Raw genomic sequence first — 24097 nt, 5'->3', positions numbered from 1 at the left:
TGGGTTTAATATGTATGATTGACAATTATAAACTATATATATCGATTTATCAAATTTTCGATGTATTCTTGTTTACCACTTGTCACTTTAGGTTCGCCGTTAGCTATCGCATAGTTACGCAAATCTTCCAAAGAAACCTTACCCTCTTCAAAATCTTTCCCGGTGCCCGCATCAAATGAGGCATACCTGTCGGTACGTAATTTTTTATACTCCGATTTTTGCAAAATGTTGTCAGCAGTAACCAAAGCCCTTGCGAAAAGGTCCATGCCACCAATGTGAGCATAGAACAAATCAGCCGGATCGGTTGAGTTACGGCGGATCTTGGCATCAAAATTAATACCACCACCCTGGAAACCGCCTGCCTCAAGAATGATCAGCATGCACTCGGTTACTTCATTAATATCGTTAGGGAACTGGTCGGTATCCCAGCCATTTTGCGTGTCACCGCGGTTTGCATCTATCGAACCTAATAAACCCGAATCGGCAGCAACCTGTAGTTCGTGCTGGAAAGTATGACCTGCTAAAGTGGCGTGGTTAACTTCAAGGTTCAGTTTAAAATCGTTGATCAGGTCGTATTTCTGTAAAAAACCTAATACGGTGGCCGCATCATAATCATACTGGTGTTTGGTTGGCTCGCATGGTTTTGGCTCAATAAAGAACGTGCCTTTAAAACCTTGCTTGCGGGCATAATCTTTAGCAGTATGTAAAAACTTAGCCAAATGCTCCTGTTCGCGTTTCATATTGGTATTCAACAGGCTCATATAACCTTCACGACCACCCCAGAAAACATAATTTTCGCCGCCTAATGCAATCGTTGCGTCAAGTGCCGCTTTTACCTGCGCACCGGCATGAGCCAATACATGAAAATCGGGGTTGGTTGATGCACCGTTCATATAACGTTTGTGGCTGAACAGGTTTGCAGTACCCCAAAGTAATTTTACACCGCTGGCAGCCTGTTTTTGTTTGGCATAATCAACCAAAGCCTGCAAACGGCGATCGTTTTCAGCAACATCATTACCATAGTCAACCACATCAACGTCGTGGAAACAGTAGTAAGGCAGGTTCATTTTGGTCAAGAACTCAAACGCTGCATCCATTTTGTCTTTAGCTCGCTCAACAGCGTCAGCTTTTTCATCCCAAGGGAAAACGTGTGTAGCGCCGCCAAACGGATCGGCACCGTTACCGCAGAACGAATGCCAGTAAGCACCGGCAAAGCGTAAATGATCTTTCATGGTTTTGCCTGCCACTACCCTGTCCGCGTCATACCAGCGAAACGCCAGTGGATTGTCTGATTCAAGGCCTTCAAATTTTATCTGGCCTATTTCTTTGAAAAATTCTTTTTCGCCTGTTACTATCATTTTAATTATTGATTTACTGAGTTATTGAATTAGTGATTGTTTTTATTAGATAATTGTTGAATTATTGATTTAGATATACGGGGCAATACCTTTCGCCTTTAACCTTTTCCCTTTCACCTTAAGCGCGCTTCCAAAAGGGTTTTCCACTCCTGGTAAACCGGTTCAAATTGGTCTGTAGTAGGTTCAACCAGTTTGATGGCTTTGATATTGCTGAATGCTTCGGATGGAGATTTGAAGATGCCTGCGCCTATACCTGCGCCTAAAGCCGCGCCTACACTGCCGTCGTTATTATAGAGCTCGACAGGAACGCCCGTGGCATTTACAAAAGTTTGGGTGAACAGGTCGCTCAGGAAAAGGTTGCTTTTACCCGCGCGGATCACAGTGGGGTTCATACCATTGCCGCGCATAATGTCAAAACCATAGCGGAAGGACGAGGCTATCCCCTCCTGCACAGCTCTGAAAATATGTGCCGGTGTATGCAGGTTAAGGTCGATATTTTGAAAATGCGCGCCAACCTGTTTGTTATTTAGCATGCGCTCGGCACCGTTGCCAAATGGCAATACCTGCAAGCCTTCGCTGCCCAAGGGGGCTTTTTCAGCTTCGCCATTCATTTCGTTATAGCTATAGCCTTTACCGAATGTGTTTTTTACCCAGCGATATAGACTGCCTGTGCCGTTAATGCAAAGTAATACACCAAGTCTTTTTTGTTCGGTGGCATAATTAACGTGTGCAAAGGTATTGATGCGTGATTGCTGATCAAAAACCAACTGATCATCCACACCATATATCACGCCCGAGGTACCTGCGGTGGCAGCTACCTCGCCAGGGTTAAGTACATTTAACGATAAAGCATTGTTGGGCTGATCTCCTGATTTATAGGTAACAGGAATGCCTGCCTTTAAATTCAGTTTTTCGGCGACTGATGCCTGCAAACTTCCGTGCGATGAAAATACAGGATTAATAACCGGAAACAGGCTTTCGTCAAAACCAAAATAATTGATGATCTCTTTGGAGATGCCATTGGTTTTGAAATCAAAAAACACCCCTTCAGATAATGCCGATACAGATGTGGAGATCTCGCCGGTAAGCTTCATGGCGATGTAATCACCAGGCAGCATGATCTTATCTATTTTACTGTAGATCTCCGGTTCGTTCTCTTTTACCCAAGCCAGTTTTGAAGCTGTAAAGTTTCCCGGCGAATTGAGGAGGTGCGATAAGCAATGCTCTTCGCCAATGGTGGCAAAAGCTTTATCGCCAATTTCAACAGCGCGGCTATCGCACCATATAATACTATCACGAAGTACGTTTTGATTTTTATCAACCAATACCAGGCCGTGCATTTGGTAAGCGATACCAATGGCAGCTATATCTTTTGAGTTGTAACCTCCCTTAGCACGACAGCGCTCCAATGCTTTTTCTGCCTGCTCCCACCACATTGAGGGAGATTGTTCGGCCCAACCGGGATGCAATGCTTTGATTGGCGACTCCTGGTCAGGGTATTGTGCCGAAGCGATTGTTTTTTGCGTTGCGGCGTCAACAACACTTACTTTTACCGACGAAGTACCTATATCGATCCCTAATAACAGCATAGCCTATTCAGATTTTTGTATGATTTTTTGGTTGTATTTATTAATTGGTAACTTAACGCAACGAAAATAAAGAAATAAATAAAAATTGCAATCGATTGCGTAAAATATTTTTTCCAACTTGCACGCTATAATGAAGAAAGTTAAACGCACCACCATTTATGACATTGCCGCTAAGCTCGGCATAACCGCGTCTTCCGTATCAAGAGCGCTGAATAACAGCAGCCAGGTGAACGAAAAAACCAGGGAACTGATCATCAAAACCGCCGATGAGCTCAATTATAAACGCAACACCCTTGCCTCCAACCTGCGCAAAGGGCATTCAAAAACTATTGGCGTAGTGGTGCCGCGGATAAACCAGAACTTTTTCAGTAACGTGATAGCTGGCATTGAGGAAACAACCTATCAAAAAGGATATAACCTCATCATCTGCCAGTCGGGCGAAGTGCATGATAAAGAGATCCAGTGCGTTAATACGCTCATTAACCAACATGTGGATTGTATTGTGATCTCGGTATCGGCCGATAGCTATGATTACCAGCACCTGCAAAATGTGCTTGACCATGGCATTCAGCTGATCCAGTTTGACCGTGTTGCCGAAGAGCTGGAAACCCTTAAAGTGATCAACGATAACGAACAGGCCTCATTTGAAGCGGTATCGCACCTGATAGAAAACGGCTATAAACGTATCGCCTTACTTGAAGGCCCGCAAAACCTAAACATTTTTCGCCAGCGAAAAAACGGGTACCTAAGAGCATTAGAAACGCATAAGGTGAAAGTGATTGATGAACTGGTGGTTGAAAATGCGTGGACAAAGGAGCTTGGTGCCGAAGCTACCCGTAAACTGCTTAACCTCCCCCACCCGCCGGATGCTATATTTGCCTCTACATCTGACTTTTCGGCTTTAGGTGTCTTGGAGGTAGCTAATATCATGAATATCAAGGTGCCTTCAGAATTGGGCATTTGCGGCTACTCTAATGAAGCTTTTACGGAGATTACCAGTCCATCGATAACTACCATAGATCAGTTTAGTGTTTATATGGGCAAAACCATTGGCAACCTGTTTTTCCAGGAGATTGCCAGCATCGAGGTTTCGGTTAAACCCAAGATCATCAGCATTAAGCCTGAATTGATTATAAGAGGATCAACAGCAAAGAAGGGATAAGTTAGCTCCTTATAAGATTGATGATTTATAAAGATCAAAATAAATGTCATTGCGTAGCGTGGCAATCGCATGCTATACAGAGCGGCAGTGCTTCCGTGCGATTGCTTCGTGCCTCAATGACATTTTTTATTCGTAATTTTTACTAAAATTCTACCACAAATCCAACTCTTTCCCGATAAAAAATATATTTTAAATTCAATATCGATAAGCATTTAGTTACAGATTTGTTACATTAAGCTTTAATTTCAACCATTATTTAAGTATAACACGTATGGATGATTTTTTAGCCGCCAGATCTCAAATGGCTTTATCCTTAGGTTTTCATATCATATACTCCTGTATCGGTATGGTAATGCCGGTTTTCATGGCTATATCGCATTATAAATGGATCAAAACTCAGGACCAGGTTTATAAAAACATCACTGTTGCCTGGAGTAAAGGCGTGGCTATATTTTTTGCTACCGGCGCGGTGTCCGGCACCATGCTCTCTTTTGAACTCGGCTTGCTTTGGCCCGGCTTCATGAAACACGCCGGACCGATCTTCGGGATGCCGTTTTCGTTAGAAGGCGTCGCCTTTTTCATCGAAGCTATAGCACTTGGCTTATTCCTTTATGGCTGGAACAAATTAAATAACTGGGTACATTGGACAGCCGGGGTTATTGTCGGTATAAGCGGCGTTGCATCAGGTATCCTCGTAGTGTCAGCCAATTCATGGATGAATAGTCCATCCGGGTTTGATTTTGTGAACGGACAGTATGTCAATATCGACCCTGTAAAAGCCATGTTTAACAAGGCCTGGTTTTCCGAGTCATTACATATGATCATAGCCGCCTTTTCGGCAACAGGTTTTGCAGTGGCCGGGATCCATGCGCTCATGATCTACCGTAAAAAGAATATCGCTTTCCATACTAAGGCGTTTAAAATAGCTATCATCTTTGGGGCAGCCGCAGCTATTTTACAACCTTTCAGCGGCGACTTATCAGCCAAAAATGCAGCTAAACGCCAGCCCGCAAAACTGGCTGCAATGGAAGCTTATTTTCACACCCAGGAATACGCACCGCTAGTTATCGGTGGTATTCCTGATACCGCTGCGAAAAAAGTGAATTACGGTTTAGAGATCCCCGGCCTGTTAAGCTTTTTAGTGCATGACAATTTTAAAACACAGGTAAACGGGTTGGATAAAATCCCTGTTAAAAACCAGCCGCCGGTGGCTGTTACTCATTACGCATTCCAGATTATGGTGGGTATAGGCGTTTTGATGATGCTGATAGGGGTCATTTATTTTTACGAACTCTGGAAAAAGAAGGACCTGCTCTCCAAACCATGGTTCCTGAAAACCTTTATCTGGGCAACTCCACTGGGCTTTATAGCCCTCGAGGCCGGCTGGACGGTGACCGAGGTTGGCCGGCAGCCCTGGATCATACAAGGTGTTATGCGTACCAGCGAGGCAGTTACGCCAATGCCGGGTATCCAATATTCATTTTACCTGTTCAGCTTTATTTATTTTACGCTGAGTGTAGCTGTTATATTTTTATTAAAAAGGCAAATCCAGATGGTGCCTGAATTGTATGACCGTAAAACCGCTCAGTCATGATGCTATATATTGTAATCCTATTTCTTTTTGCGGCTATCACCCTCTACTTTTTATTGGGCGGAGCTGATTTCGGCGCCGGCATTATCGAACTTTTTACATCAACCGATAACAAATACCGCACCCGTAAAATCATGTACCAGGCTATCGGCCCCATTTGGGAGGCCAATCACATGTGGCTCATCATTACTGTGGTGGTGCTCTTTGTAGGCTTCCCCGTTATTTACAGTGAAATGTGTATTTATTTACATATTCCGCTACTGGTGATGTTGCTTGGCGTTATAGCCCGGGGTACCGCATTTTCGTTCCGTAACTATGATGCCATTAAAGACGAAAAAACACAGGCATTTTATACACATATATTCGTTTATTCAAGTTTTGTTACGCCGTTGTTCCTGGGTATCATTGCAGGCAGTGCCCTATCGGGGCAGATTGATCCTAAAGCCACTGATTTTGTGCACGCTTACATCTTTAGCTGGTTCAACTGGTTTTCGGTATCTGTCGGCTTTTTTACCGTGGCACTATGCGGCTTCCTCGCAGCTATTTATATAGTTGGTGAAACGGAAGATGTTGACGAAATTAAACGCTACATCCGCAAGGCAAAGGTCATGAACATTGCTGCCGTAATATGCGGTGCATTGGTATTCCTGGCATCTCATTTTGAACATGTTCACCTCGCTAACTGGATCTTTGGTAACTCCGTAAGTTTAGTTGCGGTAATTGCTGCAACCATTTCATTGGCGGTACTTTATCTGATTATATCACACCGCAGGAACAGGCAGTGGATCAGGGTGCTTGCGGCCTTCCAGGTGTGTATGATATTGATATCGGTTGGGTTTTCGCGATTCCCGAGATTTGTTATTTTTAAGGATGGCAGCTCCATGTCCTTACTTACCGAACATGCTAATAGCAATAGTATCGATGACCTGGGGATTGGTTTATTGGTGGGTAGTTTGTTTATACTACCGGCGCTGGGGTATTTGTATTACGCGTTTAAGAAAAAAGACCGTTGATTTTTTTGATTACGCTGATTTCGTTGATTTGATTGTAATATTTAATTAAAAAGCTTGACCGTCTTTATCTGTCTTGTTTAAAAGACGAGATGTGCTGTCAAATATTACATTTGTGTTGTGAAGAATTATTTAAAGATCCTGTCAATCGACGAATATTCCATTACGCCTAAGTACCTGCAACTCTCCAATGCTATTATCAGGGCCATTGAAAGCGGGCAGATTGTAAAGGATGATATGCTCCCTTCAATCAATGATCTCAGCTATGCACTGGATACTTCCCGCAATACCATTGAGCGCGTTTATAAGGAACTGAAGGAAAAAGGCATAGTAAGCTCGGTTCCGGGAAAAGGCTTTTTTATTTCCAATACCGATTTTCAGAAGCCACTCAAGATCTTCCTACTGTTCAACAAACTCAGCGCGCACAAGAAAATTATTTATGATGCCTTTGTTGCTACTATCGGCGAGCAGGCTGCTATAGATTTTTATATCTACAACAACGATTTTTACTTTTTTAAAAAGATCATTGCCGAAAGTATCCAGAGCGATTATGCCAAATACATCATTATCCCACATTTTTTAGATAATGAAACCAAGGCTCATGAAATTATCAATACCATCCCTAAAGACAAGCTGATTTTACTGGATAACCTGGTACCTGGTGTAAACGGTAAATTTGCAGCGATATATGAAAACTTTGCTACGGATGTATACGAGGCGCTGAAAAGTATGCTGGATAACCTGAGTAAATATCATACGCTTAAGCTGATCTTCCCCGGCAAAACCTATCACTCCAAGGAGATCATGAAGGGTTTCCTGAATTTTTGCAGGCAGTATGCTTTTGAGTATGATATTGTTGAAACGTTATCTACAGAAACTATCCAAAAAAATACGGTATATATTAGTCTTACAGAGGATGACCTGGTTGAGCTCATTAAAAAGATCATCGCCTCCGATTTAAAAGTGGCTAAGGACGTTGGTGTGATATCCTATAACGAAACGGCGCTTAAAGAGATCATTCTTGACGGTATCACTACCATCTCAACCGACTTTAAATTGATGGGCAGCAAAACCGCCGAGTTTGCGCTGAATAACTGCCACGAGCATTTCGCGGTTCCGTTTACGGTGAGGTTGAGGAGTTCGTTGTAGCACCCTAACCCCTAAAGGGAGAACGACAGTTTAAAAGTAACGATAATTGAAGACTCAACTTGCGCACGTTTTTAACGAGTGCTTAACGTGGGTTTGCGTTTACAACGCAACTGGCGATACAATCGCCAACCATATTAAGCAGTCGTTAAAAACGAGCGCAGGTATTTTACTTCAACTCCCTAACCTTAATGCTTCTGAAAAATACCTCATTGCCATGATCCTGTAGCAATAAATGGCCCTCGGCAGCTTCGCCGAAGTTTTTCCAAATTTTGTACTTGCTGATGGCTACCAGGTCGCGGAAAGCTTTTGAACCGCGTTCGTATTCCAGTACTTTAACGCCGTTCAGGTAGTGCTCAACATGGTTGTTTGGATATACTACCACACGACCAGTATTCCAGGCACCTATCGGGTGTATAAAACGTTCTTGTTTATTGGCTTTGATAAGGTCATACAACGAGGCTAATGTACGGTCGCCATCACGGCCAAGTTTGGCATCGGGGTGCAGTTTATCATCAAGTACCTGGTACTCCAGGCCAATAGCCGACCCTTTGGTAACTTCAGACAGGGTGACAAAATATTTAACACCGCTATTAGCACCCGGAGTAAGCTTAAACTCAAACGACAGGTCAAAAGCGCTATAATTATCATTGGTTACGATATCGCCGCCGCCTGATTCTTCTTGTCCTGCAGATGGCAGCACGTGCATAGTGCCGTTAGCATATTCCCAGCCTTTTTCAGGAAAACCTTTGAGGGTTGCACCGCGCCAGCCGGTATTGGTTTTGCCATCATATAATAACTTCCAGCCATTTGCTTTTTCGGCCGCTGTTACGCTGTTTGGTGTAAGGTTAACAACATACACATCCTTTGGAAAAGGGGTGGCTTTTAAATTATTGGTTTTTAGATTAATATTTTTAAAGTATACCTTTTTGCCTGCCTGTTTTTCCTCACTTACCGCATGCACCTGTAAACCTATAAAGCCTTTGCTATCGATAGTATCAACAACATCGCTTGCAGGGACACCATTTACCCATGTCTTCATTTCGTTGCCGATACATTCAATTTTGATGTGGTTGTATTCGCCTACTTTAAAAGCGTCTTTTGCTTTTGGGTTGAGATCCAGCGGATAAAGCCAATCGCGCCGGCCTTCGTCATAAATGCCACCAGTCCATTTGCGTGAAGATGGGTCTATTTCAAATTGCCTGCCATAAACTTTTCCTTTGCCCTTATTACCGGCCGGGTCGTAATGGCTGCGGGTTTGCACGCCCGAATTACTCAAGTCACTTTCAATTTTTGCATCCAGCTCTAATATAAAATTACCGTATTCCTTTTCGGTAACTAAAAATGAATTGCCCGAGTTGAGTACAGTAGTGCCTACTATAGCGCCGTCTTCTACTTTATAATCGGCATTGCCAGCAAGTTTTTTCCAGCCTTTTAGGGTTTTACCATCAAACAGTTTGGTTTGCGCGCTTACTGGGCTAAATGCCGTTGACGCCAAAAGCATAATTGCAGGGTAGATTATTTTTTTCATATTTGATATTTTCTTGTTTGATTAAAATAAATCGTCATTGCGAACACGAAGCAACAGCGTAATTAAGAAATTACACCTTCACTTCCCAACCCTTTTCATATTCGCGGCTCCAAAGCTTTTGAGCTTCAGGGTCATTTAAAATATGACCATTATTGGGATCGATATGCAATACACGATCGACGCGATATGAGATATTGCCTAATTGCGGCAACAGTGTTGATTTGAAACCGATCTCAATCGGGCAGTTCAGTTTATCTGTCCCTCTTACTGAATCGACAAAGTTTTTCATGTGGAAGCCATCCAACGCCTCCGTTGGGCTTACCTTGTTGGTGCCATCAACCTTGGTATCATCTTTAATTTCTTTTACCAATTTGTTATCTCCGTCGTAAACCCGGTAGCTATTGCCGCTATCATAAAAAAGGGTTCCTTTATCTCCATAAAATACTACCCCCCTGCTTAACTTTTCGATATCGAAGCCGTTGCAACTACGGCATTCCCACTCTGCAGCGGTGTTATTGGGGAAATTGTAAAGGATGTTTTGCGTATCCGGCGTTTGCCAGTCGTCATTAAAATGGAAGCGGCCGCCTGTTGATACCACTTTGCTCGGGTAATCAACTCCGAGCCCCCAACGAATCACGTCCAGTTCATGCGTACCATTATTCAGGGCCTCGCCTGTGCCCCAGTTCCAAAACCAGTGCCAGTTATAATGGATCAGGTTATCCTGGTACGGCTTTCTTGGCGCCGGCCCCTGCCACAAATCATAATTTAAATTGGCAGGTACAGATACCTGTTTGCCTTTACCAATACTTGCGCGATGATTGGTATACCAGCCCTTTGCATAGTAAGTACGACCGATTACCCCGTCATGCAGTTCCTTCACCATGGCCTGCACATTGGAGAATGAGCGGCGCTGGCTGCCCATTTGCACCAGTCGTTTATATTTATTTGCTGCTTCAACGGCCATCTCTCCCTCGTGCGGATTATGACTGCAAGGCTTTTCTACATACACGTGTTTGCCGGCCTGGCAGGCCATAATGGTTGCGGGTGCGTGCCAGTGATCGGGCGGGGCAACCACTACCGCATCAAGATCCTTTATCTCCAGCATTTTGCGGATATCTGTTAATCCCTGCGGCTTTTTGCCTGTTTGCTTGTAGATGGCATCAATCGTTTTTGCAACTACGTTTGAGTCAACATCGCAGATATAACCTATCTCTACATTGGGCAACTTGGCAAAACTTTGAGCAAGGTATAGTCCACGGCTGTTAGTGCCCATCATTCCCAATACTACTTTGTCGTTGGGAGATCCTTTAAAAAATCCGGTAGCTTTTGATAGTTGCGGAGCAAGCAGGAAACTTGTACCAGCTACAGCAGTGGATTGAATAAACTTTCTACGATTGATCATATTCAAAACAGGTTAATTGGGTTGATAAGCGTGCCCCGGCGGACCGCCCCGCAAATTAAATAAGTTTTGGAAAGGGCTAAAGCTATCCTGCCATTTTTTTATGAAGCAATTGTAATTTAACTGTTACTTAATTGGACTGAAAGTGAAGATCATAAATGTTACTTAAGCTTAAAGCAGAAAGCCTAAGGCTGAAAGCGAAGATAGTCAACGTTAAATAATTTCGACTATCAAACTATTGGCTTTAGGCTTTCAGCCTTAAGCTTTTAGCTTTTAAAGCGAAAAGCCCCATCAAGGGGCTCCGGGAGTATTAATTTGCAGAACATGCTTTAAACGAGAGGTTGTATTGAAAACACATCGAGCTTTGAGGTTTGAAAATTACGTACACGTTTGTATACACCGTTGCCGTTGCTGCTTCCATCGGTATTGGTATTTCCCTCAATGGTGTCAAATAAATCGCCATGCACGCCAATAACAATACCTGTATGTACCCAGTCGTTAGGCGTTTTCTGAACCAGGAAAATATCGCCGGGCCTCACTACAGCAGGATTAGCCCTCACTGTTGCAACACGGCTTAACAAACCTTTATTAATGCCGGTAGTACCCACAGTATCGCAACTGTAGGTTAGCGGCATAAGTGTACGAAAATCTTTTCCTAATTGGCTTGCGGCCTGGTCAATGATGGTTTGTACAAACCCCATACACCAAAACCACTCTGTTCCTTCATTATTATCCATATAGGCCCGCACCCAGGGACCGCAATTACTTTGCCCCTTAATGGTAAGTTCAAATGGCGCGTTACCTAAATGTTGAATAGCTGTATTCACAACCAATTCCCTTAAGCCGGTACCTGCTACCGGGCTTTTAAATGCTTTTATCATGGGTTGGCATAACTCACCGAAAACATTGCTGTCAACAATGCCGGTTTGCGGTAGGCTTTTTGCCTTTTGAAAATTCTTAACTGCTGTTTCGGTGCCCGGGCCAAAGCTACCGTCAATGCCTGTTGCTGTACCTGCCGAAGGATTGGTAACCGCATACAGGTTAAGCCAGCTTTGAATTTTACTTACTTCTTTTTGATTGTTTGAGGCACCGCCTTTTTGTTGGGTAGCCGATATAGCTATTTCTTTGAGGTATTGTTTTTTGATCATAAAGAAAGGTATAATAGTGATAAGGTTTAGATATCGTAATAATGGATATTTCATTACCTTCAAAAGCAAAGCTAAAGCAATCATTACAACTATAACAGCGTACTGTTACGGGATTTAACAGGAAAGCTTACGTAGTTTTACGTAAGCTTTCCTGTTAGTGATTTTTAATATTGTATCGGCAGCGGCACCAGCTTTAAGTTCTGGCGCTGGTGCCAGTATGGATATATTGGGTCTACCTCGCTGGCGGCATCCAATTTTTTAACCTGCTCAACTGTCAAATTCCATCCTATTGCGCCAAGGTTTTGCTTAAGTTGCTCTTCGTTACGTGCGCCAATTACCAGGTTGGCAATAGTAGGCCGTTGCAGTAACCAATTAAATGCCACCTGTGCCACAGATTTACCGGTTTCTTCAGCAACTTCGTCAAGCACATCAACAATATTGTATAAATGATCAAAATTTGTAGCCGGGCCATGGGCGCCGCCCTGCACGGTCCTTGAGTTTTCGGGGATTGGCTCTCCCCTTCTGAATTTTCCGCTCAGCTGGCCGGATGATAGCGGGCTCCAAACAATAGTGCTTACTTTTTGATCGATACCTAATTGCATCAGCTCCCATTCAAACTCGCGGTTAAGCAACGAATAATATGCCTGATGGGCTACATAACGGCTCCACCCATATCTTTCAGACACCGATAGTGATTTCATTAAATGCCAGCCCGAAAAATTGGAGCACGCAATATAACGCACTTTACCGCTGGTAACCAGGTCGTCCAAAGCCCTTAGTGTTTCTTCAACCGGGGTGTTGGCATCAAAGCCGTGCATATGATAAATATCAATCCTGTCGGTATTTAAGCGGCGCAGGCTGTCTTCGGCCGACTTAATCAGGTGATAGCGTGACGAACCATAATCATTAACGCCCTGCCCCATAGTAAACGTGGCTTTGGTGGAAATCAGTACTTCATTACGGATACCTTCCAGGGCCTTACCTAATATTTCTTCAGAGATGCCGTGCGAATAAACGTTCGCGGTGTCAAATAAGTTAACACCTGCATCAAGGCAAATGTTAACCAGCTTTTTTGCCTCATCAACCTGGGTGTTGCCCCATGCTTTAAAAAATTCATTACCACCGCCAAATGTGGCAGTGCCGAAACTTAATACCGGCACCCTTAAACCGGATGCGCCTAATTGTCTGTATTCCATAGTTTAATGTTTTATGATGTAGCAGGCGGTAGCCTGTATCACAAATTTATGCGGAATGGTTACCGGCAGGGATTTTTTCAGATCATAAGTTTGTCATTTATGGCCGGTGTTTCAGTGCAGAGCGGTAAACAAATATTAATTTTGGGTAATGATTGCAGACCCGCTAAGCGTTTCCCTTTTTGAGATGAGGCTGGAAGAAATCCATCGCCGCGATCCTATGCTAAGGTATGAAATCAGTATCCGTGATTTCATAGCGTTATTTCCGCTTAAAATAAAAAATGGCAGACCGTTAAAACCCGAACAGCCTTCCTCCTTTGCACTCGACAGGGACGTGTTTTTGCAGGTGCTTGTAGCGTTTAACCAGTCATTCAACTAAATTAATCCGCTCCTCTGTTTCGTCCAATCAGGAACACTTCTAAATAACAAATAAACAATTTTGGCGGCCTGTCAAGTTTTAACTTTGGCCAAAACTTAACACATGGAGAAAACTAAACTTACCATTAATAATAACGGTTCGGTTAAAATAGAGGGCGATTTTGAAATTGTTGATATGCAGGGCAACGCTTACGGTTTACAGGGCCGTACTGTGGTTTCTATTTGCCGTTGCGGCTTATCAGCAAACAAACCATTTTGTGATGGTTCGCACAAAGGCCATTTCGAGCATAACGCTATCGCATTTGATCTGCCTCCAAAAAAAGTATAAACAATTGTTTTATATACATTAAGCCCGGTGTTTAATTACATTGGGCTTTTGTTTTATACAGGATTTTTTAAATAATCTGCATTTTTGAAAACTATGCTTAAATCAACAAGGCGGCACTTTTTTCATATAGGTTATCATGGCGCCAGGTATTCGGGCTGGCAAAAACTTTCAAAAGCAATTACAGTGCAGGAGGTGATTGAAACGGCCCTCTCTAAAATCCTGAAACAACCTGTTGCCATTAATGGTTGCGGCCGTACCGATGCCAAGGTGCATGCAAGTCAGTATTTTTTTCACGCAGATATTCCTGATAATTTAGATTTCGACCTGCTGTTTCGCCTTAACAAACTGCTGCCGGATGATATTGCTGTATTTGATATTATCCCGATGCAGGGAGATCCGCATGCCCGTTTTGATGGCGTGATCCGTACCTATGATTATTTCATCCATAATTATAAAGACCCATTTCTTAGTAATTTCAGTTCACTTTATCCGGATCAGGATCTTGATTTGGATGCAATGAAAAAGGCTGTTTCCATCCTGCCTCATTACACCGACTTCCGCGCCTTGTGCAAAACGCCCGACAGGATTGAGCACACTATTTGCCACGTAAAATCTGCAGGGCTTTATATCGACGGCAATGGAAGCAAGCTCAGATTTAACATTACTGCCAATCGCTTTTTATATAAGATGATCAGGATCACTGTTGGCCGCCTGCTTGAAATTGGCAAAGGACAGATGAGCACAGATGAATTTGAGTTTTATATTGCCAACAAACAAACACCCAAAATCATTATTCCGGCACACCCCCAGGGCTTGTATCTTTCAAAAGTAACTTATCGTTACCTTGATCTTGAACCGAGGTCGGCATTTTCACTGCTCAACAGTACAGACTGGTACCCTCTATAACATTTATCTGCCATGGCAAACGTACACAAATGGGGGTTAACAGGGTTAACACTTTTTAAATATAAAACTCTTAAATAACTAATAATCAGAAACTTAAATCCGAGCAAGGGTTACACTAACTGATGTTTTTGAGCACTTAAACATGTCCGGATGTTTGTGCTGGTTATCGGCAAAAGCAGGTACAGATGAATCCAGGAACATTAACCGCTATCCGGCCCTAAAACAAGTATCATTTGATACTGATTGCTCATCAAGATCATAACCTTATATTGTTAGCGGTCTTACAACAAATCGTCGCCGCTAAATATTTGGATGCGGTTCCCCCGCCTTATCTGCTGATTTTTAAAAATATAACGCGTTAATTTGGTACTTTTGCACCCTCATTTTAAATTTTAATAGTATCCTGATGGCGTGGTCTGATAAATTGAAGCTTAATAAACAATTATTGCGTTCGGTAAACGAAGCCGGTTTTGCAAACCCTAAAGAGCTCCAGCTTAAAACCATCAACCGCATTATTGGCGGGCAGGATATTATCGCCATTGGCCCTGAAGGCAGCGGAAAAACCACCACTTATGTATTAGGCGTATTAAACCGCTTTAACTATGCTCCCGAAGGCGTTCCGCGTGTATTGGTGCTTGTACCCGAAAAAGAACAGGTGTTTGCTGTTATAGAACAGTTTGACAGACTTAACAAAAATAAATCCATCCGCATAGTTGGCCTGTACGTCACCCCTGGCTTTGAAAGCCAGATGGATGAGCTTGCCGACGGTGCCGACATTGTTGTAGCCACTCCCGATAGGGCAAGGGCCATCTATCTTAAACTGGCCTTAAATTTAAATAAAGTTGATTTGCTGGTGATAGATGATGCCGACCAGATCGTAAAAAAAGGTTTGCAATTGCCGGTTGTTGAACTGGCTAACAGTATTGACAAGGGCCAGCACCTGGTGTTTACCCAGTTGATGCACGCCAAACTCGAAAAAATGCTTGATCCGTTCATGAGGCAACCGGCTACAATTGAGGTTGATGAACTGGGCGAAACGGCTATTGAAACCCATGAGCAGCTTTTATATAACGTACCAAACTTTGGTACCAAGCTAAACCTGCTCAATTTATTCATGTACGATGAAGAACTGTTTACTAAAACCATTGTATTTGTAAACACCCAAACAACTGCCGAAAAGCTTTTCCAAAGCCTTAAAAGTCGTTTACGTACAGGTGTGGCATATTTAAACCCCAAGTTTTTCGACTCAAAAGGGTTCAAGACCATTGAAGAATTTAAAGCCGAAGCGGGTGCAAGAATCCTGATCGTGACTAACGAAAATGACGAAAACCTTAACCTGAGCGGTATCCCCTTCCTGATCCATTTTGATTTGCCTGCAGATAATGAACTGTTTATTAGCCGTGTGGCAAATCCTAATCCTGACGATAAGGAAGAAACGCTGGCAATGACATTTGCTACTGATATTGAGTTAAGCCAGGTGAAAAAGATTGAGCAGATGATAGGGAATAAAATTCCTGTCGCCGAGCTGCCGGATGACTTGGTGATAGTAACCGAGTCGAAGCCTAAAAAAGCAGATGCTAAGGAAGATGTTAAACCCGCAGGTGTTGGTGAAGCTTTTCACGAAAAAAAAGCATCAAATGCTAAAACTTATAATTTAAGTGCTAGTACCAAGGCCAAAATGAACAAGAAGAAAAAGCACGGATAAAGACTCCGTTGTATCCAGACTTACGCAGTTTTAAAAACTTCGTAAGTCTCTATCGCATTTTTACTATACTATCTCCAAATACAACTCTTCTACCTTTTTCCTTGCCCAATCAGTTTTTCTCAAAAACTTGAGGCTTGATTTTATACTTGGATCATCGTTAAAACAGTTGATCCTGATCCGTATGCCAAGTTCTTTCCAGCCAAAGTGAGCTACCAGTTCATTAAGGATCCTCTCAAGTGTTTTGCCATGTAATGGGTTATTGGGCTGTTGCTGCATATGGCAAAAGTAAATGTTTGTTTTGTTAAAATGGTATAACAAAATTTGTTACCATCTCGTTTAAATAGTAAATGATATTAGCTGATATTTAATAAACGGTAAATTTTATTAAATTTAATGCAGCCAATCATGCACGGTTAAACCACTTCTTCAATTTGCCCAAAAATATTTTAATGAATAGCTATAAGTGTTATCTTGTTTTATTGTTGCAAGCTATTTCGTTATGCGCGTTCTCACAAAAACGCCCCATTCATTTTCAGCATATCGGCAGCCGTGAAGGGCTTTCTGAGTTAAACATCAATTGCATTATGCAGGACAGCCGCGGCTTTATATGGGTGGGCACACGCGACGGTCTTAACCGTTATGACGGGAACAAATTCAAAGTTTTTAAAAACATCATTAACGATACTAACAGTATCAGCAACAGCTTTGTTCAAGATGTACTCGAGGACAAAAACGGAAACCTGTGGATCTCGACCAGCGGCGGGGGATTAAACATGTACGACCGTAAACTTGATCGTTTTATCCATTATCGCCATAACCGAAACAATACCAATTCAATTGCGAGCGATATTTTAGTTAAGATGGCGCTTGATAAAAGCGGCAACCTGTGGATCTCGAATCAAAAAGAAGGTCTTGATCAGTTTAATATCGCGAAAAAAAAGTTTACCCATTACCGGTATAATGCAGCCGATGCAACCAGTTTAAGCGATAACAATGTCCGTACAGTTTATGTGGACAGTCAAAATAAGGTATGGGTGGGTACAACCTACGGCGGACTAAATCTTTATAAGCCTCAAAGCGGTGATTTTACCCGCTTTGTTCATGATGAAAGCATCTCTTCTTCTATATCAGCCAACAAGGTCAATGCTATTTTGGAGGATAGCGATCATCGTTTATGGGTTGGGCTAAGTGATGGGGGCCTTAATTTGTTTAATCCGGCAACCCAAACTTTTACTCATTATAAGAATGATCCGCACGATAATAATTCCCTTTCGTACAACACGGTACAATGCATGGTCGAAGACAGTAATCATAACTTGTGGATAGGTACGGAAAATGGCGGTTTAAGTATTTTTAATTATGCCGAAGGAAAATTTAACAACCATTTTGAGGACGATGTAGATAACAGCAGTATTGCTAATAACTCGGTAGATGTAATCCTGAAAGATAAGAGTGGAAATATATGGATCGCTGCATTTGCATCAGGCCTTAACTTTTATAAAAAAACAAGCGAAAACTTCATACACTACAAGCACGGCGCACAGCCAAATAGTCTGTCAAATAACTTTGTATTAAGTATTTACGAAGACAAAAATAACAACATATGGCAAGGCACAGATGGCGGCGGCCTCAATCTTTTCAACCCGGAGAAGGGTGAGTTTAAGGTTTATAAAAACAACAAAAACGACAATGCCAGTATTTGCGGAAACTATGTTTTGGCTATACAGGAAGATGCGAAAAATAACCTGTGGATTGGCACCTGGGGCGATGGGGTAAGTATGATGAACCCGCAAACCCGCAGGTTCAGGACATTTAAACATAATCCGGACGATAGTACAAGTATAGGCGGGAATAACATTTATGCCATCACTAAAACACTTGATGGAAAACTATGGTTTGGCACGCTTGGGACGGGGCTTGATTTATTTGACCCTAAAACCAACAGGTTTATTCATTACCGTCATGATCCCGGCAACCCCAAAAGCATAAGCAGTGATAATATCAATTCGCTGCTTGGCGATTCAAAAGGTAACCTTTGGGTGGGCACTAATGATGGAGGCGTAAACCTGTATGATGCTGCAACTGATTCATTTAAACCGGTACAATACGAAAAACTGAACAGTGCGGTAGGCAACAACACCGCGCTCGACCTTTTTGAAGATCACCTGGGTAATATCTGGATCTGCACTTACGGCGGTATCTATCGCTTAAATCCTGCTACAGGTAAGGTTACAAATTTTAAAGCAAAGGATGGCCTTCCCAATGATTACGCTTACGCAGTTGAAGAAGATAATAGCGGTAATTTATGGGTCAGTACCAATAAAGGCATTTCCAAATACAATCCTAAAACTAACCAATTCAGAAATTTCACCATTGAGGATGGTTTACAGGCCGACGAGTTTAAACCTCACTCGGCTGTAAAAAGTCATGATGGCACCATGTACTTTGGCGGGGTTAACGGGTTTAATATGTTTAATCCTGAAAATATCCATGAAAATATATATAACCCTCCACTGGTACTTACCGATTTTCAGATTTATAACAAATCTATCCGCGTAGCTCAAAACAGCGATGATCCTTCGCCCCTGAAAGAAGATATTTCCGAAACAAAATCAATAACCTTAACGCATGATCAATCGGTTATATCGTTTGAATATGTATCTATGGACTTTGCCCTAAGCAACAAGGGAACGTATGCTTATCTACTCGACGGCTTTGATAAAGCATGGAATTATGTAGGCAATAAAAACACGGCCACGTATACCAATCTGCCGGCCGGAAATTATGTATTCAGGGTGAAAAGCCGCAGCGCCGATGGTAAATGGTCTATCCGGCAGGTAAGCCTGAATGTTACTGTGCTGCCGCCTTTCTGGCTTACCTGGTGGTTTATCAGTTTGCTGATCGTGCTGATTGTTACGGCCATTTATGCATTTTATCGCTATAAAGTAAATGCTATAGTGAAACAAAAAAACCTGCTTGAAAAGCAGGTTAGCGAACGTACCGCCGAGGTAATGCAACAATCGGAAGAGTTGAAAACACAATCCGAAAATCTGCAGACCTTAAATGCCGAACTCCAAAATCAGTCAGAAGAGTTACAGGCTTTGAACGAAGAACTGCTTTCCCAGTCGGAAGAGCTGCAACTGCAAAAAGAACAGGAACGGGAGGCCCGGGAAGAAGCTGATAAAGCCAACCAGGCCAAAAGCATATTTTTAGCTACCATGAGCCATGAGATCAGAACGCCCATGAACGGCGTTATTGGCATGGCCTCGCTACTGGGCGAAACTGAACTGAATGCCGAGCAGCGCGATTATACGGATACCATTATTTCCTGCGGTGATAGCTTGGTAAATGTGATCAATGATATCCTTGATTTCTCCAAAATCGAATCGGGAAAGATGGAAATGGAGCAGGAAGATTTTGACCTGCGCCAGTGTATTGAAGAGGTGATGGATATCTTTTCACAAAATGCAGCCAAACGCGAACTGGAGCTGGTTTACCAGATTGACCCCGCCCTGCCGCAGCAGATTGTTGGCGATAGCTTGAGATTAAAACAGGTGCTCACTAATTTAACCGGCAATGCACTTAAGTTTACCGAGCGCGGTGAAGTATTTATTAAAGTATTCTTATCCAAAAATATTGGCGATAAGGAAATTGAGATTGGTTTTAGTGTAATGGATACCGGTATAGGGATCCCGGAGGATAAATTGACAACCTTGTTTAATGCTTTTTCGCAGGTTGATTCATCTACCACGCGCAAATATGGAGGCACCGGGCTTGGTCTTGTGATCAGCCAGCGCCTGGTAAACTTAATGGGGGGCGAAATATGGGCTGAAAGTGTTTATGGTGAAGGCTCTGTTTTTGTATTTACCATAAAAGCCACTATCAGCAACAAACAGTCGAAACATGTACCTATTGTTTTTAATGCCGAAGAGCTTGAGGGCAAAAAGGTGCTTATTATTGATGATAATAAAACGAACCGGTTTATCCTGCAAACGCAGCTCGAACAATGGGGAATTCAAACGGTGGCGGCGGCCTCGGGCAGGCAGGCGCTTGACATCCTTACTGCCAATAATGGATTTAACCTGGTTATAACCGATATGGAAATGCCTGAGATGGATGGTGTAGGATTGGCGCGGGAAATCAAGAGCAATTATGGAGAATTGCCGGTAATTATGCTCAGTTCTATAGGCGATGGTTCAAAGAAAAAATATCCGGGTTTATTTTCAACTATTTTAACCAAGCCAGTAAAACAATCGCAATTAGGTAAAAGCCTACAGGCTGAGTTCCAGGGAAAAAAACAAGCGCCGGCTCCTGAAGCAAAGCCGGATAAATTACTTGATATAAATTTTGCGAAAGATCACCCCCTTAGCATACTTGTAGCTGAAGATAACACGGTTAATCAAAAGCTCATTAGCCGCATGTTGGAGAAGCTGGGCTATAGTTTTGAACTGGCCCATAACGGACATCAAACGCTCGATAAATTAAGGGCTAATCCAACCTTCGACGTGATTTTCATGGATGTACAAATGCCTGAAATGGACGGCTTTGAGGCAACCCGCCATATTCGTCAATATGCTTTTAAGCAGCCTTTTATCATTGCTATGACCGCTAATGCCGGCCCCGACGACCGGGATATGTGTATAAGCGAAGGCATGGACGATTATATTGCCAAGCCTATGAAAACCGAAGCATTGATCGATGTTTTAAAGGGTGCCTACAAAATGATGAAAAATGTAAAGGGCAAGTATGTTTAACTGTTGCAAACAACAGCTAATTATTGTGATGCCACACCCCAGTAACAACTATGGCGGATTTTTTTAAGAATGGCAGGTGTTATGCTTGACACTTCATGCTGATATTTATTTTGGTTATTGAGCAGGTACATGGTACCGCTGGTATTGTTATAAATATATGAGCATAAACGCGCGTCTTCACCGTCTTCATCTTTCTTTACGTCAACTCTTATACCGTTGGTTTGGTTACTCGTGTCTGGTGTTAATGCCGGGGCCGATGCTTTTACCCAGTTAATGGTATAATTTATGCTTTGCGGCGAAATACCATTAGTACTTTCTTTGTAACTTTTACTATCCTGAATAACTGCAAGCAAACATTTTACGCATGGATCGCCCACCGTTGCTTCCCCATATTTTTTGCGCGGATTATTGATCACACTATCTTTTTTACCTGCTACTGTAACTGTTGTTTTTGAAATATCATTTGATACAGGTTTCGGTTTATTTTGTTTGCAGGCAAATATGGTCATCGCCAAGGCGCAAAAACAAATACATGGTTTAAACAGAATCATGGTTTATAAATTAGCTCTTACTTATATACATCATTTTAGCCGTTTTGTGTTATTGTGTTTTGATATACCAAATGCAGTATTAATCTATAAATGGAGTTTAAACAATTTAAACATAGATTTTATTGCATTTAATGGACAGGTAAAGGACAGTTTTTCTATAAAAATTTCTTAAAATTGCCTGATTTATTTTGCCGGGCCGGTTAATTAGCGGCAGGACTTAAACCATCATAACAATTTTAAAAAAACGGGGTTTACCTTGTTATAAATAACACTGCGGCATATGCAGGATATCATAATAAAATGACTAATAGCGGTACAGGTTCAAATTTAACAGTTGACGTGGTTTTAATTGGCGCAGGTATTATGAGCGCCACCCTTGGTGTAATGCTTAAAGAGCTGCAGTCCGATCTGACGATTGAAATTTTTGAACGCCTGGATGTTATCGCTGCCGAAAGCTCGGCCCCGATGAACAATGCAGGTACCGGCCACTCGGCATTTTGCGAATTAAATTATACCCCCCAGCTTCCCGATGGTAGCGTTGAAATAAAAAAAGCCATTAAAATTGCCGAGCAGTTTGAAACCAGTAAAGAGTTTTGGGCTTATCTTATTGAACAGGGCCTTTTAAATAACCCGCAAAGTTTTATCCGTAAAGTGCCGCACATGAGCTTTGTTTGGGGCGAAGAAAATGTTGAATATCTAAAAAAACGTCAGCATGCCCTTACCAAACATCACTTTTTTAAAGGGATGGAATACTCGGAGGATAAAGCTCAGATAAAGAAATGGATCCCGCTGGTGATGGAAGGCCGCGACCCTGATGAAAAAGTATCGGCAACGTTTATGGATATAGGCACCGACGTAAACTTTGGCAGCCTTACCAGTGCGCTTATAGATGAGCTTAAACAAAAAGGAGGCGTAAACATAAGTCTTAATCATGATGTAAGGGATATTAAACGCAATGCCGACGGTACCTGGAAAATTACGGTAAAAGATAAAAACACTGGCAATAAAAGAAAACTGAATGCTAAATTTGTTTTTGTTGGTGCCGGTGGTGGTGCCTTGCCCCTGCTGCAAAAATCAGGAATTCCGGAAAGTAAGGGCTTTGGCGGCTTCCCGGTAAGTGGCCAGTGGCTGGTGTGTAATAACCCCGATGTGGTAAAACAACACGAAGCCAAAGTTTATGGTAAAGCATCGGTTGGTTCGCCGCCAATGTCGGTTCCTCACTTGGATACCCGGATGATTGATGGTAAACGAGCTTTACTTTTCGGCCCATATGCAGGTTTTTCAACCCGCTTCCTGAAAAAAGGATCATTGCTTGATCTTTTTAGCTCTATTAAACTAAACAATATACTTCCCTTGCTTGCTGTAGGGCGCGATAACTGGCCTTTAACCAAGTACCTCATTTCTCAGGTTATGCAATCGCCTGCCGACAGGCTTAACGCACTTAAGGATTACATGCCAACGGCCAAAGCCGAAGATTGGGATCTGGATATAGCCGGTCAGCGTGTACAGGTTATTAAAAAGGACGCCAAACATACTGGTGTGCTGGAGTTTGGCACAGAGGTGGTTACCTCTGCTGATGGCAGTATCTCAGCCTTGTTAGGCGCCTCACCAGGCGCTTCGACTTCGGTACCTATTATGATCCAGCTTATCGAACGTTGTTTTAAAAACCACGTCAAAACAGAGGCCTGGCAGCAAAAATTCAGACAGATGATCCCTTCATATGGTGTGTCATTGGCCAGTAACGAGGCTTTGAGTGACGAGACCAGGGCGAGAACGAGCAAAGTGTTAGGATTGATTTAAAATTAGCTTAGTTTTCATAAGCCAAGGAAAAACTTATTGGTACAGAATAAATTGCATCAACAGTAATTCCATAACTGGTGGCGGGTTTCCAGGGCGGGGATAAACGAATTACACGCAAAGCTTCTTCGGCCAGGATTTCATTTCCCTGTACGCAGTGAATGTCGTGTAGAATACCCAGCCGGTTAACAGTAAGGTTAAGATTGCCCGCCCCTGTATATTATGATTGCGTGCTTCAGGCGGGTATACTATACTCTTCGCAAGATAGCTTCCAAATTTGTTTAGCCCTCCCATAAATTCAGGGACAGTATATTCCATATTAAAAGGATATTTATTACCGCTTTTAGCATAGCCGTTTCCTTTAATCACGTTGCCGCTTTTATAAGTTGCCTCATATCGTAAGGTATCGTTTAATGATCCATTCCAGGCGCCGTCTTTTAAACCGTCTTTTATAGGGCCGGTACCGACTACACTTTTAAAATCATTTGAATAAAGTATTGCAGTTCCGTTGCCGTTTTCGGCTAACATCCGCCCTGTTGAGTCACTGCATT

The 24097-nt window shown here is 42.5% G+C and carries 20 protein-coding genes; 10 read left to right on the top strand and 10 right to left on the bottom strand.

What is annotated here, in order from left to right; genetic code table 11:
* Positions 1–32: 32 nt before the first annotated feature.
* Positions 33–1358, bottom strand: coding sequence for a xylose isomerase (gene xylA / locus ACEN82_RS11980; RefSeq protein WP_373613818.1), 1326 nt, complete (start codon positions 1356–1358; stop codon positions 33–35).
* 113 nt (positions 1359–1471) lie between these two features.
* Complete coding sequence (locus tag ACEN82_RS11975) at positions 1472–2947, bottom strand: xylulokinase (protein ID WP_413317018.1); 1476 nt, start codon at positions 2945–2947, stop codon at positions 1472–1474.
* A 130-nt stretch (positions 2948–3077) separates the two neighbouring features.
* Between ACEN82_RS11975 and ACEN82_RS11970 the strand changes: the two genes are divergently transcribed.
* From ACEN82_RS11970 to ACEN82_RS11955, 4 genes are all read left to right on the top strand, one after another.
* On the top strand, positions 3078–4109 hold the full coding sequence (locus tag ACEN82_RS11970; RefSeq protein ID WP_188831952.1) for a LacI family DNA-binding transcriptional regulator: 1032 nt from the start codon (positions 3078–3080) through the stop codon (positions 4107–4109).
* A gap of 271 nt (positions 4110–4380) precedes the next feature.
* The gene (locus ACEN82_RS11965) at positions 4381–5703 is read left to right on the top strand and encodes a cytochrome ubiquinol oxidase subunit I (protein ID WP_413317015.1); all 1323 of its coding nucleotides are present in this window, start codon (positions 4381–4383) and stop codon (positions 5701–5703) included.
* On the top strand, positions 5700–6713 hold the full coding sequence (locus tag ACEN82_RS11960; protein WP_413317013.1) for a cytochrome d ubiquinol oxidase subunit II: 1014 nt from the start codon (positions 5700–5702) through the stop codon (positions 6711–6713). The genes ACEN82_RS11965 and ACEN82_RS11960 overlap by 4 nt, the downstream gene beginning before the upstream one ends.
* A 117-nt stretch (positions 6714–6830) precedes the next feature.
* Positions 6831–7859: a GntR family transcriptional regulator gene (locus ACEN82_RS11955; protein WP_413317011.1), complete on the top strand. Its 1029-nt coding sequence runs from the start codon at positions 6831–6833 to the stop codon at positions 7857–7859.
* 166 nt (positions 7860–8025) lie between these two features.
* Here the strand turns inward: ACEN82_RS11955 and ACEN82_RS11950 are convergent, their stop codons facing one another.
* The 4 genes from ACEN82_RS11950 to ACEN82_RS11935 all read right to left on the bottom strand — a co-directional run bounded on the left by ACEN82_RS11950 (position 8026) and on the right by ACEN82_RS11935 (position 13130).
* Positions 8026–9387 (bottom strand): 3-keto-disaccharide hydrolase, encoded by a 1362-nt coding sequence (locus ACEN82_RS11950; protein WP_413317009.1) that lies wholly within the window; start codon positions 9385–9387, stop codon positions 8026–8028.
* A 70-nt stretch (positions 9388–9457) separates the two neighbouring features.
* Positions 9458–10789: a Gfo/Idh/MocA family protein gene (locus tag ACEN82_RS11945; protein WP_413317007.1), complete on the bottom strand. Its 1332-nt coding sequence runs from the start codon at positions 10787–10789 to the stop codon at positions 9458–9460.
* Between the two features lie 326 nt (positions 10790–11115).
* Positions 11116–11934, bottom strand: a complete 819-nt coding sequence (locus ACEN82_RS11940; protein WP_413317005.1) for a peptidoglycan-binding domain-containing protein — start codon at positions 11932–11934, stop codon at positions 11116–11118.
* A gap of 164 nt (positions 11935–12098) precedes the next feature.
* A complete protein-coding gene (locus tag ACEN82_RS11935) occupies positions 12099–13130 on the bottom strand; it encodes an aldo/keto reductase (RefSeq protein WP_413317003.1) in 1032 nt (343 codons plus the stop codon).
* Positions 13131–13278: 148 nt separating this feature from the next.
* On the opposite strand from ACEN82_RS11935, the gene ACEN82_RS11930 reads away from it, so the two are divergent.
* The 4 genes from ACEN82_RS11930 (at position 13279) to ACEN82_RS11915 (ending at position 16444) form a co-directional block, all read left to right on the top strand.
* Positions 13279–13506 carry a hypothetical protein gene (locus tag ACEN82_RS11930; protein ID WP_139159937.1) on the top strand — a complete coding sequence of 76 codons (228 nt, stop codon included), beginning with the start codon at positions 13279–13281 and terminating at the stop codon, positions 13504–13506.
* Between the two features lie 102 nt (positions 13507–13608).
* Positions 13609–13833, top strand: coding sequence for a CDGSH iron-sulfur domain-containing protein (locus ACEN82_RS11925; protein ID WP_090525766.1), 225 nt, complete (start codon positions 13609–13611; stop codon positions 13831–13833).
* 93 nt (positions 13834–13926) lie between these two features.
* Positions 13927–14739: a tRNA pseudouridine synthase A gene (locus tag ACEN82_RS11920; protein ID WP_176624762.1), complete on the top strand. Its 813-nt coding sequence runs from the start codon at positions 13927–13929 to the stop codon at positions 14737–14739.
* A 406-nt stretch (positions 14740–15145) separates the two neighbouring features.
* Positions 15146–16444 carry a DEAD/DEAH box helicase gene (locus tag ACEN82_RS11915; protein ID WP_413317000.1) on the top strand — a complete coding sequence of 433 codons (1299 nt, stop codon included), beginning with the start codon at positions 15146–15148 and terminating at the stop codon, positions 16442–16444.
* A gap of 63 nt (positions 16445–16507) precedes the next feature.
* Here ACEN82_RS11915 and ACEN82_RS11910 read toward each other — a convergent pair whose 3' ends face one another.
* A complete protein-coding gene (locus tag ACEN82_RS11910) occupies positions 16508–16720 on the bottom strand; it encodes a VF530 family protein (RefSeq protein ID WP_090525771.1) in 213 nt (70 codons plus the stop codon).
* Positions 16721–16893: 173 nt separating this feature from the next.
* Between ACEN82_RS11910 and ACEN82_RS11905 the strand changes: the two genes are divergently transcribed.
* On the top strand, positions 16894–21198 hold the full coding sequence (locus tag ACEN82_RS11905) for a hybrid sensor histidine kinase/response regulator (protein WP_413316997.1): 4305 nt from the start codon (positions 16894–16896) through the stop codon (positions 21196–21198).
* Positions 21199–21218: 20 nt separating this feature from the next.
* Here ACEN82_RS11905 and ACEN82_RS11900 read toward each other — a convergent pair whose 3' ends face one another.
* On the bottom strand, positions 21219–21749 hold the full coding sequence (locus tag ACEN82_RS11900) for a hypothetical protein (protein ID WP_176624770.1): 531 nt from the start codon (positions 21747–21749) through the stop codon (positions 21219–21221).
* Between the two features lie 300 nt (positions 21750–22049).
* On the opposite strand from ACEN82_RS11900, the gene ACEN82_RS11895 reads away from it, so the two are divergent.
* A complete protein-coding gene (locus ACEN82_RS11895) occupies positions 22050–23549 on the top strand; it encodes a malate:quinone oxidoreductase (protein ID WP_413316995.1) in 1500 nt (499 codons plus the stop codon).
* Between the two features lie 7 nt (positions 23550–23556).
* On the opposite strand, the gene ACEN82_RS11890 is transcribed toward ACEN82_RS11895, so the two are convergent.
* Entirely contained in the window at positions 23557–23709 is a 153-nt protein-coding gene (locus tag ACEN82_RS11890) for an energy transducer TonB (protein WP_413317256.1), read from the bottom strand.
* Positions 23658–24074 (bottom strand): hypothetical protein, encoded by a 417-nt coding sequence (locus ACEN82_RS11885; protein WP_413316993.1) that lies wholly within the window; start codon positions 24072–24074, stop codon positions 23658–23660. Before ACEN82_RS11885 ends, ACEN82_RS11890 begins: the two co-directional genes overlap by 52 nt.
* Positions 24075–24097: the final 23 nt, after the last annotated feature.

The sequence above is a fragment of the Mucilaginibacter sp. Mucisp73 genome, assembly GCF_059491465.1.
The sequence above is the reverse complement of the archived record's forward strand: the minus strand, read 5'-3'. Positions and strand labels throughout refer to the sequence as shown.

What these genes read in the sequence shown, in the direction of transcription:
- xylA (WP_373613818.1), bottom strand. Translation starts at nt 1,358, where the DNA reads ATGATAGTAACAGGCGAAAAAGAATTTTTCAAAGAAATAGGCCAGATA.
- ACEN82_RS11975 (WP_413317018.1), bottom strand. Translation starts at nt 2,947, where the DNA reads ATGCTGTTATTAGGGATCGATATAGGTACTTCGTCGGTAAAAGTAAGT.
- ACEN82_RS11970 (WP_188831952.1), top strand. Translation starts at nt 3,078, where the DNA reads ATGAAGAAAGTTAAACGCACCACCATTTATGACATTGCCGCTAAGCTC.
- ACEN82_RS11965 (WP_413317015.1), top strand. Translation starts at nt 4,381, where the DNA reads ATGGATGATTTTTTAGCCGCCAGATCTCAAATGGCTTTATCCTTAGGT.
- ACEN82_RS11960 (WP_413317013.1), top strand. Translation starts at nt 5,700, where the DNA reads ATGATGCTATATATTGTAATCCTATTTCTTTTTGCGGCTATCACCCTC.
- ACEN82_RS11950 (WP_413317009.1), bottom strand. Translation starts at nt 9,387, where the DNA reads ATGAAAAAAATAATCTACCCTGCAATTATGCTTTTGGCGTCAACGGCA.
- ACEN82_RS11945 (WP_413317007.1), bottom strand. Translation starts at nt 10,789, where the DNA reads ATGATCAATCGTAGAAAGTTTATTCAATCCACTGCTGTAGCTGGTACA.
- ACEN82_RS11940 (WP_413317005.1), bottom strand. Translation starts at nt 11,934, where the DNA reads ATGATCAAAAAACAATACCTCAAAGAAATAGCTATATCGGCTACCCAA.
- ACEN82_RS11935 (WP_413317003.1), bottom strand. Translation starts at nt 13,130, where the DNA reads ATGGAATACAGACAATTAGGCGCATCCGGTTTAAGGGTGCCGGTATTA.
- ACEN82_RS11930 (WP_139159937.1), top strand. Translation starts at nt 13,279, where the DNA reads ATGATTGCAGACCCGCTAAGCGTTTCCCTTTTTGAGATGAGGCTGGAA.
- ACEN82_RS11925 (WP_090525766.1), top strand. Translation starts at nt 13,609, where the DNA reads ATGGAGAAAACTAAACTTACCATTAATAATAACGGTTCGGTTAAAATA.
- ACEN82_RS11920 (WP_176624762.1), top strand. Translation starts at nt 13,927, where the DNA reads ATGCTTAAATCAACAAGGCGGCACTTTTTTCATATAGGTTATCATGGC.
- ACEN82_RS11915 (WP_413317000.1), top strand. Translation starts at nt 15,146, where the DNA reads ATGGCGTGGTCTGATAAATTGAAGCTTAATAAACAATTATTGCGTTCG.
- ACEN82_RS11910 (WP_090525771.1), bottom strand. Translation starts at nt 16,720, where the DNA reads ATGCAGCAACAGCCCAATAACCCATTACATGGCAAAACACTTGAGAGG.
- ACEN82_RS11905 (WP_413316997.1), top strand. Translation starts at nt 16,894, where the DNA reads ATGAATAGCTATAAGTGTTATCTTGTTTTATTGTTGCAAGCTATTTCG.
- ACEN82_RS11900 (WP_176624770.1), bottom strand. Translation starts at nt 21,749, where the DNA reads ATGATTCTGTTTAAACCATGTATTTGTTTTTGCGCCTTGGCGATGACC.
- ACEN82_RS11895 (WP_413316995.1), top strand. Translation starts at nt 22,050, where the DNA reads ATGACTAATAGCGGTACAGGTTCAAATTTAACAGTTGACGTGGTTTTA.
- ACEN82_RS11885 (WP_413316993.1), bottom strand. Translation starts at nt 24,074, where the DNA reads ATGTTAGCCGAAAACGGCAACGGAACTGCAATACTTTATTCAAATGAT.